13 protein-coding genes are annotated in these 16,252 nt (G+C 69.3%); 5 read left to right on the forward strand and 8 right to left on the reverse strand.

Features of this window, described 5'->3' with window-relative positions; all coding sequences use genetic code 11:
- Position 1: 1 nt before the first annotated feature.
- Positions 2-754 (reverse strand): AAA family ATPase, encoded by a 753-nt coding sequence (locus ACIA47_RS01375; protein WP_396704467.1) that lies wholly within the window; start codon positions 752-754, stop codon positions 2-4.
- 111 nt (positions 755-865) lie between these two features.
- On the opposite strand from ACIA47_RS01375, the gene ACIA47_RS01380 reads away from it, so the two are divergent.
- The 3 genes from ACIA47_RS01380 to ACIA47_RS01390 all read left to right on the forward strand — a co-directional run bounded on the left by ACIA47_RS01380 (position 866) and on the right by ACIA47_RS01390 (position 5,545).
- Positions 866-1,510 (forward strand): alpha/beta fold hydrolase, encoded by a 645-nt coding sequence (locus ACIA47_RS01380; protein WP_396704469.1) that lies wholly within the window; start codon positions 866-868, stop codon positions 1,508-1,510.
- Between the two features lie 403 nt (positions 1,511-1,913).
- Positions 1,914-2,294, forward strand: a complete 381-nt coding sequence (locus ACIA47_RS01385; RefSeq protein WP_203122061.1) for a hypothetical protein — start codon at positions 1,914-1,916, stop codon at positions 2,292-2,294.
- A gap of 5 nt (positions 2,295-2,299) precedes the next feature.
- Positions 2,300-5,545: a hypothetical protein gene (locus tag ACIA47_RS01390; protein WP_396704471.1), complete on the forward strand. Its 3,246-nt coding sequence runs from the start codon at positions 2,300-2,302 to the stop codon at positions 5,543-5,545.
- 156 nt (positions 5,546-5,701) lie between these two features.
- Here ACIA47_RS01390 and ACIA47_RS01395 read toward each other — a convergent pair whose 3' ends face one another.
- Positions 5,702-8,767, reverse strand: coding sequence for a S8 family serine peptidase (locus tag ACIA47_RS01395; RefSeq protein WP_396704473.1), 3,066 nt, complete (start codon positions 8,765-8,767; stop codon positions 5,702-5,704).
- A 394-nt stretch (positions 8,768-9,161) separates the two neighbouring features.
- Positions 9,162-9,437: a hypothetical protein gene (locus ACIA47_RS01400; protein WP_396704475.1), complete on the reverse strand. Its 276-nt coding sequence runs from the start codon at positions 9,435-9,437 to the stop codon at positions 9,162-9,164.
- Positions 9,438-9,609: 172 nt separating this feature from the next.
- Between ACIA47_RS01400 and ACIA47_RS01405 the strand changes: the two genes are divergently transcribed.
- Both ACIA47_RS01405 and ACIA47_RS01410 read left to right on the forward strand, forming a co-directional pair.
- Complete coding sequence (locus ACIA47_RS01405) at positions 9,610-10,410, forward strand: GntR family transcriptional regulator (protein WP_396705323.1); 801 nt, start codon at positions 9,610-9,612, stop codon at positions 10,408-10,410.
- Complete coding sequence (locus tag ACIA47_RS01410; RefSeq protein WP_203122053.1) at positions 10,407-11,132, forward strand: protein phosphatase 2C domain-containing protein; 726 nt, start codon at positions 10,407-10,409, stop codon at positions 11,130-11,132. The genes ACIA47_RS01405 and ACIA47_RS01410 overlap by 4 nt, the downstream gene beginning before the upstream one ends.
- A gap of 43 nt (positions 11,133-11,175) precedes the next feature.
- Here the strand turns inward: ACIA47_RS01410 and ACIA47_RS01415 are convergent, their stop codons facing one another.
- From ACIA47_RS01415 to ACIA47_RS01435, 5 genes are read right to left on the reverse strand one after another with little or no spacing between them, the layout of a single operon-like run.
- Entirely contained in the window at positions 11,176-12,339 is a 1,164-nt protein-coding gene (locus tag ACIA47_RS01415) for a hypothetical protein (RefSeq protein WP_396704477.1), read from the reverse strand.
- A complete protein-coding gene (locus ACIA47_RS01420; RefSeq protein WP_396704479.1) occupies positions 12,332-13,135 on the reverse strand; it encodes a sugar phosphate isomerase/epimerase family protein in 804 nt (267 codons plus the stop codon). The genes ACIA47_RS01415 and ACIA47_RS01420 overlap by 8 nt, the downstream gene beginning before the upstream one ends.
- Complete coding sequence (locus ACIA47_RS01425) at positions 13,132-14,283, reverse strand: dihydrodipicolinate synthase family protein (protein ID WP_396704481.1); 1,152 nt, start codon at positions 14,281-14,283, stop codon at positions 13,132-13,134. Before ACIA47_RS01425 ends, ACIA47_RS01420 begins: the two co-directional genes overlap by 4 nt.
- The gene (locus ACIA47_RS01430; RefSeq protein ID WP_396704483.1) at positions 14,280-15,431 is read right to left on the reverse strand and encodes a Gfo/Idh/MocA family protein; all 1,152 of its coding nucleotides are present in this window, start codon (positions 15,429-15,431) and stop codon (positions 14,280-14,282) included. The genes ACIA47_RS01425 and ACIA47_RS01430 overlap by 4 nt, the downstream gene beginning before the upstream one ends.
- A 38-nt stretch (positions 15,432-15,469) precedes the next feature.
- Positions 15,470-16,225, reverse strand: a complete 756-nt coding sequence (locus ACIA47_RS01435) for an ABC transporter ATP-binding protein (RefSeq protein WP_231394252.1) — start codon at positions 16,223-16,225, stop codon at positions 15,470-15,472.
- Between the last annotated feature and the right edge of the window lie 27 nt (positions 16,226-16,252).

The raw sequence follows: 16,252 nt of genomic DNA on the forward strand, positions 1-16,252 counted from the left end.
ATCAGTCAGCTGCTGCGGCCTCATGTGCGCAGCAGCTTGGGCGAGGCGATCGGGGAGATCCGTCATCGATGGCTGCTGTCTGTTGCTCAATGAACTGGAAGCGCGAGCCGACATCGCTGCGCGGCAGGGTGCTGAGCTCGTAGCCGTGTTGGGTGTAGGCGGCGACCATGGCGTCATGGGTACGCACGGCTTCGGCGAAGTCTTGGTGTCGTTCGCTGTCCGTGGTGTAGATCTCCGGCCACGGCGGGGCGATAAACACACGCTGGTGGTAGCGGAACAGCCTCGCTGCGGCTGTCACGTGCGCTGGAACGGACTGGCCGAGTAGGAGGTAGTAGCCGACCAGGTCCGGGATCGCCCGGTCGAAGAAGACGGGTCCGGGATGCTGGCTGGCTTGGCGGTAGGAACGGATCTCCCAACTGAGCATGACCTCGGCGAACAGTCGTGAGTCCCCGGTGTGCAGCGCCTGACCGCCGATCGACAACTGGTCCTGGATGATCTGTCGCCCCGCCTCGTCGACGCAGGCGTGACCGGCACGCCGCAGGCTGTCAATCAGCGTGGTCTTGCCAGCGCCGGGTCCCCCGGTGATGACGATGTACCGGCTGCTCACGTTGTCCTCTCTGACAGGCGTCTGCTGCCTGGTGCAGGTGATCTCCTCAGCCCGCCAGGAATGGATCTTCCCGTTCGCTGGGCTGACGCCCCCCAGCTCCGCATGCTGGTCCGAATGGTCGCCGAGCGTGTGTTCGAAGTGTCGCATTCCGCCGTGCTCCACTCGGTCACGAGACAGCCTTAGCTGCGGCAGGCGCGCCCCCCGTCTCGACACGGCCGTGGGCGATAGCTGTCGTACCTGTGTGTGAGGCTTCGGGGCATGGCGACATTCGTTCTGATCCACGGCGGCGGGGGCAGCGCCTGGGACTGGCATCTCCTTGTCCCCGAGCTGGTCAGCCGCGGCCACGACGTGGTGGTACCGGAACTGCCGATCGAGGACAGATCCGCGGGGTTCGCCGAGTTCTGCCAGGCGGTCGTCGACGCGATCGGCGACCGGAGAGATCTCGTGGTCGTCGGGCACTCGTACGGTGCGTTCACCGCGCCGCTCATTGCCGACAAGCTGCCGGTGCGGCTACTCGTCCTGCTCACACCGATGGTCCCCAAGCCCGGTGAAAGGCCCGGTGACTGGTGGGCCAACACCGGTTACCGCAGCGCCGAAGGGCTCAGCGAGGAGCAGCAGTTCTACAACGGTGTCCCGGCCGAGGTCGTCGCGGAGGCAGCATCACACAACCGGGACCAGGTCAGCGCGGAGGGCGACGAGCCCTGGCCCCTGGACGCCTGGCCAGACGTGCCGACGACGGTGCTCCTCGCACGCGAGGACCGGTTCTTCCCGGCGGACTTCCAACGCCGCGTTGCCGCCGACCGACTCGGCGTCGTCCCCGACGAGATCGAGGGCGGGCACGCGGTGCCGCTCAGCCACCCGAAGCAACTCGCCGACCACCTCACCGCGTACCCGCTTTCCTGAAGGCGGGACCACGGCCGTCACGATCCGAACCTCCGGGCGGTTGATCCGGCGAGATGCGAGGCTGAGCGGGTGACCTACCCGCTCGCGCGCCGCGTCTACGACGTTCACAGCTGACGGGCTGGCCACAGACCCCGAGCAGGGCTGTCGTGAAATCTGGCGCCCGAGGCGCTACAACTCCGCGCCGCCCTCCCCCGCCGCGACGACCTCTGATCAACTAAGTCAACGGGTGATCGCGATAGAAGTTTGGAGCAGCCGAGCCTCGTCAAATCCCACCGCCAGAATGGGCGGGCCCTCGCCACTAATGGACTACCGTCGCTGTCTTGGCGTCAGTCTCTACGATGCGGTAGACCGATCGTTGTGGCGTGCCCGGCAGGCGAGGATACATCGAGGATGTGGAGGGCATATGCGCCTTGAAGTGTCGTGGGTCAATGACGTTCACGGTGGTTTGAGCGATCTTGAAACGAGTCTCGGGCAGGATCCACGTTTCGATGACGTGCCGATCGCCCGTGGGCGGCCGGTCGTCCCGGGACATACCCTGGGCGCTGCGGAGGTGCTGGAACTCGTCGCTACGAACGTCGGCCTCGGGATTGTGGCGAATGCGCTGTACGGCTATCTGCGGCAACGGGTGCGCGCCGGCCTTGCGGAGCGCGACGCGAAGTTGCGGCTGACCCGGATCGATCTTCCTGACGGCGTCCGTCAAGTCGACATTGAATATTCCGGGCCGGCCGCGAATGTCGAACAAATCATGCGTGGCGCGCTCGGCGACGATTGGCCGCGACGATGACTCAGGTGTCATCGTGGGACGCCGACGTCGGCCGGCTCGATCCAGGCCAGTCGGTGGCTGTCCTCATCGGCGTCACGGACTATCCACGCTCGGATTTTCCGTCCGTGCCGCAGGCTCGGGAGTCGGTGCGACGCCTTGCCGCCGAGTTGGCCGACGCGTCGGTGTGGGGTCTGTCTCGACCGTCGCGGCTGTTCGAGCTGATCGATCCTGACCGGGCCGCCGTACTGCGCACGGTGGCCGACGCTGGGCAGCTGGTCAAGCGGCAAGGCATGCTGCTGGTGTATTTCGTCGGCCACGCGGAGCCCGCAGGTGGCGAGCTGTGCCTGGCGATGCGCGACGCCGATCGGCAACATCCCCGCGCCACGATGGTGCCGGTGTCCGAGCTGGTCGCCGCCGCGGGCGGATCGCGCGCCGACAAGCGCATGCTGGTACTGGACTGCTGCTTCTCCGGGCGGGCCGCAACGGCGCTGCCCGGGGCGTCGGTGAAGATCGGCGAGACTGCTGGCTGGTATTTCATCGGTGCGGCCGACGGGGCGACCGAGGCGTCCGTTCCCCCGGACGGCGAGCTGACATTGTTCACTGACCGGCTCGTCCAGGCCCTCGACGGCCTGTCCGACGGGCCGGAGTGGTTCACTCCCGCGCACGTGTGGCGGGCGACCGCCGCGCAACTGCCACCTGACCATCAGCCGGTCCACAACGACCTGGCGTGGGCCGACCGGCAGCCATGGGTCCGCAACCGCCGTTGGCTGCCCCGGCCGCGCCGCGCCGCCGCGCCGACCCTCGGCATCGCGGGCGCCGACGCGATTGCGGCACCGCCCGGGCTGTACGCGGTACCGCGATACCTCGGCTCCCACGCGTTCGTGGGCCGGGCCGGTCAACTGGAGACCCTCGACGACTGGGCCTCTGCGGCGCAGCCACACCCTGTCCTGCTGTTCGAGGCGATCGGCGGCACCGGCAAGAGCATGCTGACCTGGCAGTGGGTCACCAAGTACGCCCCGATCGTGCGCCCGGACTTGGCGGGCCGAGTCTGGTACTCGTTCTACGACAGTGGCGCCACGATGGCCGACTTCTGCCGCCACGCAGTGGCTTATATGACCGGCCGCTCTCTTGCCGACCTCCGTGACATGAAGGTGACGAAGCTGGCCGAGTTGCTGCTGGAGCAGCTGCGATCGCGGCCGTGGCTTCTGGTGCTGGACGGTCTGGAACGGCTCTTGGTGGCCTATCACCGCCATGACGCCGGCCAACTTCCGGACGAGCTGGCCGGGACCTCCGAGGAGTTCGCTGACCGCGACCCGTGCAGCGCGATCCGGCCGGTCGACGACGAACTGCTCCAGCAATTGACCGACGCCACACCGTCGAAGGTACTGGTCACCTCCCGGCTGACGCCGCAGGTGCTGCTCAACGCCGCGAACCAGCCGATCCCTGGCGTGCTCGTCGAGCGCCTGCCCGGCCTGCGTCCGGCCGATGCGGAAGCCATGCTGCGCGGCTGTGGCGTTACCGGCGACAGCCACCGGATCCAGGACTACCTGCAACGGCACTGCGACTGCCATCCATTGGTTGCCGGCATCGTCGCCGGCCTCGTGAACAACTACCTCCCGGCGCGCGGAGACTTCGACCGGTGGGCGACGGATCCGGAGTTCGGTGGCCGGCTCGATCTCGGCGACCCCGACCTGCCGTGGAAGCGCAACCACATCCTCACAGTGGCGCTCGACGCGTTGCCGGAGGCGAGCCGCCGCCTGCTGTCCGCACTGAGCATCCTCACCGATGCGGTGGACTACACCACCATGGCGGCGCTGAATTCGGACCACCGACCGACACCAACTGGCGGCGAGCGGCCCGACTACCCCGTACCAATGTCGTCGAAACGGCAGTCGTCGACGGCGCTGGCCGCGAGCGTCAGCGATCTGGAACGTCGAGGGCTGCTGCAGTATGAGCGCAACGCGCGGCGGTGGGACCTGCATCCCGTCGTGCGCGCCACCGCCCGGGCCCGCCTGCTGCCAGGCGAACGGGACCGCATCGGTCAACAGATCATCGACCACTTCTCGCAACAGTCACCCAACACCTACGAGCATGCGGCCAGCCTCGACGACCTCCGCGACGCACTCACCGTTGCGCGGACAATGGTCCAGATTGAACAATTCAACAACGCTGCCGAGCTGATTTGCGACCTGGCCGAGACCTTGGCGTTCCGCTTGGAGGCCTATCCCGAACTGGTCGCCCTGACCCGCCCCATACTCACAGTGGACCGATCGGCGCAGGTGGTGCGTCCTCCCCTCCTTTCGAGACTGGCGACAGCGGCCGGAGTAGCACTGGGCGCACTCGACCTGGAGCACGAGGCAGCAGAATGCGCCAAGCTGTCCCTGACACTCAGGACGGAAATAGGCGACCCCTTCAATATTTGTACGGACTTGAGGAGCATCGCCATTTGTTTCACGCGTTTGCGCCGCTTCACCATCGCTGGACGCTGCATCAATCTGACGCTTGAGCTCACCGGAGCGATCGAACGCCGAGAGGAGCAACTGCTGACTTCTCGAGTGTGGGCCATGTCGTATTTCGGCCAGCTGGGACGTTGGGCCGAGGCCGAGCGGTACTGGCGCCTGCTCGAACCGATGAACCGGGAGGTGGACCTCAACCTCATGCGCCCCGGCACCCCCAATATCTGCTACCTCGCATACGTTGCGTTCCCGCAGGGCAGACTCACTAGCGAGGCACTATCCCAGGCCGAGCGCATAGCCGCCGGGGGGTGGAACCGAAGAGGCGTTCGCCAACTGCACCTCCTGCGCGGACGGTGGCTCCTGCAACGCGGTGAGACTGCCGAAGCAGCCGAAGCGTTGCAAGAAGCGCTTTGCATGGCCCGGGAGTCCGGTTTTCCAGACGTCGATGCCGAAGCGCTCCTCGCCCTGGCTCAGGTACGCACCCGGTCCGGCCACCAAAACGATGCCCGTGCGGTCGCCCGCCGGCTCTCATCGCTCAACAAACCTCCGCACCAGACGCTAGCCGAGCTCTGGCACACGCTCGGCGACACCGCTCAAGCGATCACCCACGCCCAGGCCGCCTACGCCCACGCATGGGCAGAAGGTGAACCATACGTTGATCGATACCAACTCACCCAGGCTGAAACGCTCCTGCGGGTCCTCGGCGTCCAACCGCCGAACCTGCCGCCCTACGCCGCGGCAAACCACCCGATAGAGGACTGGGAACGCCAAGCGGCCGAGGCCGTCGCCGGTTATCTCGCTGAAACCAGGTCGTAACCGCCCACCTACCGGAAACCGTCGCAACGCCAGCCGACGATCCCGTGGCGGTTGATGCCCAACACATTCCGGCCGGCAGACCCACGTCACCACCTGACCGGCGGTTCCGGGTGTGGGGCGATGCACGTCGGCACCGCCCCACACCCGGCTGAACGGTTACTGCCAGGAACTCTGTTGGGTGTAGACGAGGTTGCCGGGGACCACCGTGCCGTTGGTGCTGTACTCGGTGTACGCCCAGAAATCACCCTCGGCCAGCGGCTTGTTCGGCTTCAGCGTGAAGTTGAAGCCCTGACCGCGCTCCGAGGTGGAGGGCAGCATGAGGGCGGCACCCGAGTACTTGGCGTTGCGGCCGATGATGACGTGACTCAGATCGAAGTCGACGACTGGACCACCGGGGTACTGTGCGAACACGTATGCGGTGTAGCGCCCCGGCTCGGGCAGGAACTTGTACGCCTGCTCGGCGCTGGTCCAGTACCTGTCACTGCTGTAGATGAGCTTGTCGCCCTTGTACAGGTAGAGGTCGAGGTTCGTGATCGGATCAGCGGTGTTGGCCTCGACGACGATGCCGGCGGTGTTCGCCGGCACCGTGAATTCGACCTTCTTCACTCCGGTGGCGCTCGGGTCGAACACGCCGCCGTAGACGCCGGCTGGCATCGAGTACGACGTGCGCCGCATCGGGGTGTAACCGGTGCTGCGACCGACGAGCGGGCCGCTGAAGCCCGGCTGGACCATGCCGAAGGCACCGTTGGTCATCCGAGCGAACTCCTCCCCGTCATCCGCGTACGGCCGGGCCGAGATGCCCCACGGACGGGCGGCGACCGGGATCCGGGCGCTGTGGGCCTTACCCTGCCAGGTGATCGACCCGGTCACGTACCGGTCCCAGGGCGCGCTGCCCCGACGCAGCGTGATGGTGACCGTCGCGGACTTGCCGGGCGTCAGGGTCACCGATGCCGGCGACACGGTGACCTTCATGCCGGGCAGACCGGACACCGTCGAACGGTAGGTCTCCCGCGCCTTGCCCACATTGGTCAGGGTGCGGGTGAGGGTCACCGGGCGGGTCCCGTCGTACTCGCGCAACGAGATGGCCGGCAGGTTGAGTGCCTTGCCGTCGGGTTCGGTCGTCTCGCCGAACTCGGTCAGCTCCGCCGCCGTGGGCTCGATGACCAGTCCCGGGTCGGTGGCCCGGGGCAGATTGATGAAGCCGCTGCCCTGGTCCAGGGGGCTGCTGGTGCCGACGGTGTCGGTGGCGGTGGTGCGCAGCGCGGAGGCGACAGCACCGGGTGACCAGTCCGGGTGCGCGGCGCGCAGGATCGCCGCCGCCCCGGCCACGTACGGCGAGGCCATCGAGGTGCCGGAGTACGCGTCGTACTGTCGCCCGAAGTTGCCCGCCGGTGAGACCGCGGCGATGATGTTCGACCCGGGCGCGACCAGGTCCGGCTTGAAGACGCCGAGGGTCACCTTGTCCGGGCCGGTGGAGGAGAAGTCCGCCACGCTCGGTATGCCCGGGACGCTGGAGCCGTCACCGCCGGTACGCAACGAAACGGTGGCATCGGTGGGGTGGCGCATCAGGTAGTTGAACAGCGTGCCGGCCTGCTTCTCGGTCGGCAGGTAGACCACCGGGAAGTTGAAGATGGAGTTGATCCGGTAGTTGCCGACCGGGTTGAACACCACCATCGCCGCCCCGCCCTTGGCCTTGATCTCGGCGGCGGAGCCGAACATGTCGGACAGTGCGCAGGCGACCACCTTGCCCTTGATCTTGGCGGGGTCCAGGCTGCCGGGCTCGCAGTAGACCGCGCCCAGATCCGGCGAGCCGGCCTGTTCACCGAAGACCAGCGGCCGTGCGCCACCGCCGGGAAGGGCGTCCAGCGAGCCGCCGACCAGCTTCGTGCCGTCGCCCAGCTTGGCGGTGGCCTCGTCGAGCTTGGTCACCGCAGCGCCGACCGTGGTCACCCAGGGCGCCGCGTTGCTGATGGCTCCACTCACGATGCCGGTGTTGCCGGCCGACGCCGCCACGAACACCCCGGACAGAGTGGCGTTGAGGAAGGCGATGCCGATGGGGGTGTTGGCCTCCCAGTCGCCGAGCTGCGAACCGATCGAGAAGTTGATCACCTGCACGCCGTCGGCGACGGCCGCGTCGATGCCGGCGATGATGTCGGCGTCGTAGCCCATGCCACCCCAGAGCACCTTGTAGACGGCGATCTGAGCATCCGGTGCCACCCCGGAGACGGGACCGAAGCGGCGGCCGTCGATCGTGACGTTCGAGATCGGCAGGCCGGCCGCCGTGGAGGCGGTGTGGGTGCCGTGCCCGGCCGCGTCGCGGGGGGACAGGAACTCACCCTCGGGCACCGAGCCACCGCCGGCGAGCCACGAGTCGGCGAAGTACCGGGCACCGACGATCTTGCCGTTGCAGTGCTCGGCCACGAAGGCCACACCGGTCTGGCAGGTGCCGTGCCAGTTCGCGGGAGCGGGCATCTTCTTGGCGAACGACGCGCTCTCCGGCCAGATGCCGGTGTCCAGGACGCCGATCACCATGCCCGCGCCCGTGCCGGGGCCGGGTTTGGCCGGCCGGCCGGCGCGGTCCGTCGGCGCCGACTGCTCCGCGCCACCGGGGGTGGCGGGCGTCGGGTTGGCGGCGGTCGCCGTGGTGGCGGTGGGCGGCGCCGAGGGGGTGCCGAGGGCCCGCGAGGCGGTGACGGCGCGGACGCGCTTGTCCGCCCGCAACGTACCCACCTGCTGGGCGGTCAGCTTCGCCGAGAACCCGTTGAAGGCGGTGGTGTAGACGGCGTTGACGGTGACCCCGGCCGCGGCGGCGACGGCGCCCCGCTGCGTGTCGAGGTGCCGGCGGTACGCCCGCGACGGCGTCGACGTCACGTCCAGCCGGTTACCCGCCGCCGGGCGGGTCCGGGCCAGACCGGACACCCCACCGGTGTACGTGGTCAACGGGTCTTCGGCCAGTTCGACGACGTACATGCCGGCGCCGGTCTCGTCGACGGCTGCCTTCGGCGTGGCCGCACGGTTGCCGCCGGGTCGGCGCTCGGCCCCGTCGGTCAGGGTGACCTTCCGGTCGGACCCCGCGGTGAAGTAACCGGCGCCGCTGCCGGGTGAACCTGCGGGTGCGGCCGACGCCGTTCCCGCGACACCGGTGGTACCGGTGATCAGGGCGACGACAAGCGTAGGTAACGCCAGTCTTCGCAGCCTGTTTCCGCTCGTGCCTGTAGCCACGAGGCTCCTTTCGGTTGCTCCCTTGTGGAGCGGTCTTTCATTGATCGCGACCCGCCAGTGGGAGCGCTCCCCCACCTAAGCCGCCGATGGTTAATCGATGGTTTGCACGGTGTTACGGATCGCCGGTGCGTATAAGATCACGTTCTGCCGGCCGCGCCTAGATCACTTTTTCCGAACGGCGCCAGAGCAGGGCGTACACCCCGACCAAGGCCAGCCCGAGCAGCGGCGCAACGCCGGACCCGCGATGAACCGTGTGTTCCCCGCTCGACGACCCGGCACAAGCTGCGGGCCTGACTGACCCAGTCGCCACCCAAGACGGCGGGAAGCCGGTCCAGCGAGACCCGAGAGTACGCAACGGACGGTTCTTCCCCGCGCAACTGCCGGAGGCGCGCGTTCAGGGGTTTTGCCGGACCCTCGCCATGTTCAGTTCCAGCTTGGAGCCGAAGAACCTGGTGAAGTCCTCCAGCGAGTCCGATCGAAGAATCTCCCGCGCGCCATCGAGGATTGCCACTGCGCCGGATGGAAGGTCGAAGAGGTAGCCAACGACCTCCTCGTCCCTGATGAGAACGAAGACCTGTGGCACTTTCGCCACGACAACCGTTGGGACGTCAGGCATCGGCGGTTCGCTGACCGGGAGCAACTCTGCCGGCTCGCCACGAGTTCCCATCATGTACGCCCCTTTCAGAGGCACCACGAAGCGCCCGTCCCGACGGAAGACCTCGACGGGACGTCCTCATCTTCATCGAATTGTCTTGGGACAATCTATCTACGATAGTGTGGGGACAATCTGACTCAGAGTCAAGGACTGTCATGGGACAATCCGGAAGGGCGTAGACGTGCCGGTGCACTCCCGCTACCTGGACATCGCGTCCATGATCCGAGAGCGGATCGAAGCCGGGGAGTGGGTGCCGGGCGCACGGCTTCCGACCCTCAACAACCTCGCCGCCGAGTACGACGCCAACCGCGACACCATCGGTCGGGCCATCGCCCTCCTTGAGACAGAGGGCTATGTGTGGGCCGTCCAAGGACGGGGCATCGCCGTTCGATACGGAACCATGCGCCCACGTCGACCACGCGGTGACCTGGTCAAGCGCAACGAGCAAGCAACCGGATACTCGTTTCCCTCAGCAAGCAGCCAGGAGGTATGGGTTCGCCACGGCGAGGCCGTTAGCGCACCGGCCCCGCTGGACAATCCGCGCGTCGCCAAGCTTCTCGGCGTAGACCCTGGCACCGAGGTGCTTCGCCGGTTTCGGGTCACCGGGCCGGCGTCCGAAGCCCCATTCCAGATCAATGTCTCGTGGATTCACCCACGTGTCGCCGACATCGTTGCCGACTTGGACGCGAACCCCGCGGCGGGCGAGTGGCTGCACCGCGTTGAGAACGCCGGCCACTGGCCCATCAGTTGGATGGAGATTCACCGCGCCCGGATGCCCAGCAAGGGCGAAGCCGCCCTCTTGGAGATCCCCACCAGCCTGCCCGTACTGGAGATCGTGCGGGTCGGCACCTCGGGGGCCGACAACAAGCCGGTGGAGGTGACCGAGTACGTCGTGGCGAGCGACCGTGTCGAGACGGTCCACATCTTGCACCGCGCCGAAAACGCACAGCAGCCCTGGCCCGACCCCGGACCGAGAGGCGAGTCATGACCGTCACCCTCAACGTCGAAGCCGCCAGCCGAACACACCAGGGCCTCGTCCGCAAACGAAACGAAGACTCCCACACCCATGGGCAATGGCTCTATGTCGTCGCGGACGGTCTCGGCGGCCACGTCGCCGGTGATATCGCCAGCAGCACGGTGACAAACTCCTTGGCGGCGTACGACCGTCCTGTGCAAGCGAAGGATCTTGCCAGTCTCCTCGGGCGGGCGATAAACGAGGCGAACGAGGCGTTACGCCGGAAGATCCGCGCGGACCCGAAGCTGGCTGGAATGGGAACCACGTTGGTCGCTCTGCTGTGGTCCGGCGGCGAGGCGGTCGTGGCGAACGTCGGGGACTCCCGCGCCTACCTGATCCGGCACCACGGCTCCCGCGACAACACGATGCTCCAGATCAGCGAGGATCACACCTACGAACATCTCGTCGCCAACGCTGGCAATGTGCCAAATCTGGGCGAGAAGCTAACCCGCTTTCTCGATGGCCGCAACGACGGCCGATCGCCCGACCTGACGCCTCTCCAACTCCGTCCCGGCGACCGAGTTCTGTTGTGCTCGGACGGTCTGAGTTCCTATGTGCCCCACAAGCAGATACAGACCACGCTCGCATCCGACAAGAGTCCCGGAGAAGTTGCCGACCAGCTCATTGACCTGGCGGTGGACCAGGGTGGGCACGACAACGTCACCGTCATCGTGCTTGACGCGACCCAGCGCTAGACGCCGCTTCTCACGACCGGGTTGCCTCGAACCGAAGCGCTGCCTACGTCGCGACTCCTCGACGCCGCCAGAGCACGGTGAGTGCCCCGGCCAGGGCCAGCCCGAGCAGCGGGGCGACACCCACCCCGACGAGCGTGCAGGCCACCGCGAGCAGCGCCGGCGGCATCCAGCACCAGGCGGGCACGGTACGCGGCACACGACCGCGCCGACGGGCCGCCGCTTCCACTGCCATCGGCACCACCAGCACCGGCAACGCGGCGGCCAGCAGGGTCAGCCAGGGCAGCACCAGACGGTCGAACCGCGCCACCGCCAGCATCCCGCCGAGCACCGCGACGAGAAGCATCGCCGCCCGCGCCGGCAGGCGGGGAGCCAGGCCCCGCAACGCCAACGAACCGGAGTACGTGGTGGTCAGCGCCGCCGCGAAGACAGCCACCGCGACGAACAGATTCGCGTACGCGGCCAGCCCCGAGCCGGCGGCGAGCAGCGCGACCACGTCGGCCGAACCGGTCCGCAGCCACAGGCCGGCCCCGGCGAGCACCCCGAGCAGCGCCGGCCCGATCAGCAGCGCCACGCACCAGGCCAGGTCCCGCCTCCGGGAAAGGCCCACGCTGAAGTCCGGTGCGCGCAGCGCGAACACGGCCGCGTAACCGATCAGCGCGGCGGCGTCGGCGAGCCCACCGAAGGCGAGTCGGACCGGCGCACCGGGTGGGGGCAGCACCGTCAGGCACCAGCCGACCAGCACCACAGCGCTGAGCGTGGTGACCACAGCGACCCGGTTGCCGAGCCGGGCCGGCGCCCACGAGACGGCCAGCACCGCCACCTCCAGCAACGCCGGCCCGGCCCAGCCCGGCAGGTGCGTCAGCGCGGCCAGCGAGGCCCCGCCGAGCCCGACGTTGAACCCGTTCCAGCCGACCATCGACACGGCCAGCACCGCCGCCAGCAGCAACCGCGAGGTGTCCCCCAGGTACGCGGGCAGCACCGCTGTCAACGTTCCGCCGTCGCCGAGCGGCCGGCGCAGCCCGATCCGGCCCTGCCCCCAGAGCAGGGCCGCCATCAGCACCCCGCCGACCAGCAGCCCGGCCACCGGCACCGCGCCGCCGTGTCGGGCGGCCATCGCCGCGCCGAGCACCAGCGTGGCAGGTGCGGTACCGATGCCCAGCCAGGCGCCGACCGCCGCCGGCCAGCGCCGTTCGGGGACGTCAGGCAACGTGGCGCAGGTAGCCGGCGATCGCCGCGTCCAGCACCTCCGCGCCCGGACGCGCCCACACCTCGGCGGAGAAGACCTCCACCTCTATCGGGCCGACGTAACCGGCCGCGTCCACCGCCTCACGCAGCCGACGCAGCTCGATGCAGCCTTCACCGGGCAGCGCGCGGCCGAGCAGCACCCCCTCCGGCAGCGGGGTCACCCAGTCGCAGACCTGGAACGCGGCGATCCGGGCGGCGGCCCGCGCGATCTGCGCGTACACCGTGTCGTCCCACCAGACGTGGTACGCGTCGACGACCACGCCGACCACCGCCGGGTCGAACCGCTCGGCGATGTCGAGCGCCTGGCCGAGGGTGGCGATCACGCACCGGTCGGCGGCGAACATCGGGTGCAGCGGCTCGATGGCCAGCCGTACCCCGGCGGCCTCGGCGTGCGGGGCCAGCTCGCCGATGGCGTCGGCGACCCGGCGCCGCGCGCCGTCGACGTCCCGGCTGCCGGCCGGCAGCCCACCGGAGACCAGCACCAGCTCCGGGGCTCCGAGGGCAGCGGCCTCCTCGATGGCCCGCAGGTTCTCCGCGCGCCAGTCGTCGGCGGAGAAGAACCCGCCCCGGCACAGCGATGTGACGGCGAGGCCGGCGTCGCGGACCAGTTTCGCCGAGCGGGCCAACCCGTACTCGGCCACCGGCTCCCGCCACAGGCCGAGGCCCGGTACGCCGGCCGCCACGCACCCGGCCACCACCTCGGGCAGCGGCCAGCGCTGGGCGGTGGCCTGGTTGAACGAGAACCGCGCGAGGCTCACTGGGCCACCCCCGCCACAGTGAAGAAGGCTCGGGCGCGGGCGGCGGCCAGGTCGGCGTCGGGCAGCAGCCCGGCCGCGTCGGCCAGGGTGAGCAGGGTGGCCAGGTGCGCCGGAGACCGGCCGGACTGCGCGCCACCGACCATCGTGAAATGGTCCTGGTGCCCGGCCAACCAGGCCAGGAACACGATCCCCGTCTTGTAGTGCCAGGTCGGCGCCGCGAACAGGTGCCGGGCCAGCGGCACGGTGGGCCCGAAGATCTCGTCGTACGCCGTCAGGTCCCCCCGGTGCAGGGCGGCCAGCGCGGCGGCGGCGGCCGGCGCGATGGCCGCGAACACCCCGAGCAGCGCGTCGGAGTGACCCACCTCGTCACCGCGGATCAGCTCCGGGTAGTGGAAGTCGTCACCGGTGTAGAGGCGTACCCCGGCCGGCAGGCGGCGGCGCAACGCGACCTCCCGGTCGGCGTCCAACAGTGACACCTTGATGCCGTCCACGGTGGACTGGTGGGCCTTGATCAGCTCGACCACCGTGTCGGCGGCCAGGTCCAGGTCGACCGCACCCCAGTAGCCGGTCAACGCCGGGTCGAACATCGGACCCAACCAGTGCAGCACCACCGGTTCGTCGGCGGCGCTCAGCAGCTCGTCGTACACCCGCAGGTAGTCCTCCGGGCCACGTGCCGCGGCGGCCAGGTGCCGGCTGCACATCAGCACCGGCCGGGCGCCGGCGGCGCGGACGTCGTCGAGCTGCTCGGCGTACGCGGCGGTGACCGCCGCCACTGTGGCCGGGCCGGCCGGCAGCTGGTCGGTGCCGGCCCCGGCGACGATCCGCCCGCCCACCGCGCGGGCCTCGGCGGCGCTACGTCGGATCAGCTCCCGGGTGGCCGGATAGTCGAGCCCCATCCCCCGCTGGGCGGTGTCCATCGCCTCGGCGACCCCCAGCCCGTACGACCAGAGGTGCCGCCGGAAGGCGAGGGTGGTGTCCCAGTCCACCGCCGCCGGGGCACCCGGCACGTTCTCCGCGCCCGGGTCGGCGACCACGTGCGCGGCGGCGTACGCGATCCGGCTGGTCGCCGGCGCGTCCGGGCGGGCGAAGCCGCCACCCCCGGCCAGCCGGTGCCGTCGCCCGCCGGGCAGCACCACCTCGGCGGTCATGAGTGCAGCTCCGGCACCTCGACACGGCCGCCCTCGCGGGCCGAGCGCAGCCCCAGCTCGGCAAGCTGCACCCCGCGCGCGCCGGCCAGGAAGTCCCACCGGAACGGCTCGCCGGCCACCACGTGCCGCAGGTACGCCTCCCACTGCACCTTGAAGCCGTTGTCGAACTCCTCGTTGTCGGGCACCTCGGCCCACTGGGCGCGGAAGTCCTCGGTGGCCGGCAGGTCCGGGTTCCACACCGGCTTCGGTGTGACCGCCCGGTGCTGCACCCGGCAGTTGCGCAGGCCGGCGATCGCGCTGCCCTCCGTGCCGTCGACCTGGAACTCCACCAGCTCGTCGCGGTACACCCGCACGGCCCAGGACGAGTTGATCTGCGCGATCACCCCGCCGTCGAGTTCGAAGGTGGCGTACGCGGCGTCGTCGGCGGTGGCCGCGTACGGGTGACCGGCCTCGTCGACCCGTTCGGGCACGTGGGTGGCGGTCACGCAGGAGACGGCCGTGACCCGACCGAACAGCTCCTCCAGCACGTAGTGCCAGTGCGGGAACATGTCGACAACGATGCCGCCGCCGTCCTCGGTCCGGTAGTTCCACGACGGCCGCTGAGCGGACTGCCAGTCGCCCTCGAAGACCCAGTACCCGAACTCGCCGCGCACCGAGAGGATCCGGCCGAAGAAGCCGCCGTCGATGAGGCGCTTGAGCTTGCGCAGACCGGGCAGGAAGAGCTTGTCCTGCACGACACCGGTGCGGACGCCGGCCGCGTCCGCCGCCCGGGCCAGGTCGAGCGCCGCCGCGGTGTCCTCGGCCAACGGCTTCTCCGTGTAGATGTGCTTGCCGGCCTCGATGGCCTGCCGGATCGCCTTCTCCCGTTGCTGGGTGACCTGCGCGTCGAAGTAGATCTCGACGTCGTCGCGGGCCAGCGCCGAGGTCAGGTCGGTGGTCCAGTCGGTCAGCCCGTGCCGCTCGGCGAGCTCCCGGAGCTTCGTCTCGTTGCGCCCGACCAGGACCGGTTCCGGCCAGATGGTGGTGCCGTCGGCCAACGCCACACCACCGGATTCGCGGATGGCCAGCAGCGACCGGACGAGGTGCTGCCGGTAGCCCATCCGTCCGGTCACGCCGTTGACGATGATGCCGATCGACCTGCGGGTCATGGTGTTCCTTCCGTCATGCTGGTCGTGCCGATCCGCGCTCAGTGGTTGGCGGCCGCGCTGCCGAGCAACCCACGCAGGTCGGTGGCGAGCCGGTCGAAGCGGGGATCCGACATCACCTGCGCGTAGTCGCGGTGCGCCGGCAGCTCGACCGGGAAGGTGCGGATGATCCGGCCGGGCCGGGGACTCATCACCACGACCCGGGTGCCGAGGAAGACCGCCTCAGCGATGGAGTGGGTGACCAGCACCACAGTGGTGCCGGTCTCCCGCCAGATCCGGTGCAGTTCGGCGTTCATCTGCTCCCGGGTCAGCGCGTCCAGGGCGCCGAACGGTTCGTCCATCAGCAGCACCGGCGGGGAGTGCAGCAGCGCGCGGCAGAGCGCCACCCGCTGCTGCATGCCGCCGGACAGCTCGTGCGGCAACGCCTTCTCGAAGCCGGTCAGGCCGGTCATCTCGATCAGCTCGTCGGCGCGGCGGGCCGCCTGAGCCCGGTCCATACCGCGCATCTCGGCCTGCAGCAGGATGTTGGCTCGGGCACCGCGCCACTCCAGCAACGCGGCCTTCTGGAAGACGAAGCCGATCTCCTTCTGCGGGCCGCGCACCGGGCGCTCCAGGAGCGACACCTCGCCGCTGGTCGGTTTGACCAACCCCGCGACGATCTTCAGGAGGGTGGACTTGCCGCAGCCGGACGGGCCGACGATCGTGACGAACTCGCCCGGCTCGATGTCCAGCGACACGTCGTCCAACGCTGTGGTCTGCGACCGTCGGGTGGTGAACCGGACGGTCAGCCCGGACATCCCGATGGCGGTGCCGGTGGCTGCCGG

The sequence above is a fragment of the Micromonospora sp. NPDC051227 genome (assembly GCF_044455385.1).
In the GTDB taxonomy this organism is placed as follows: domain Bacteria; phylum Actinomycetota; class Actinomycetes; order Mycobacteriales; family Micromonosporaceae; genus Micromonospora.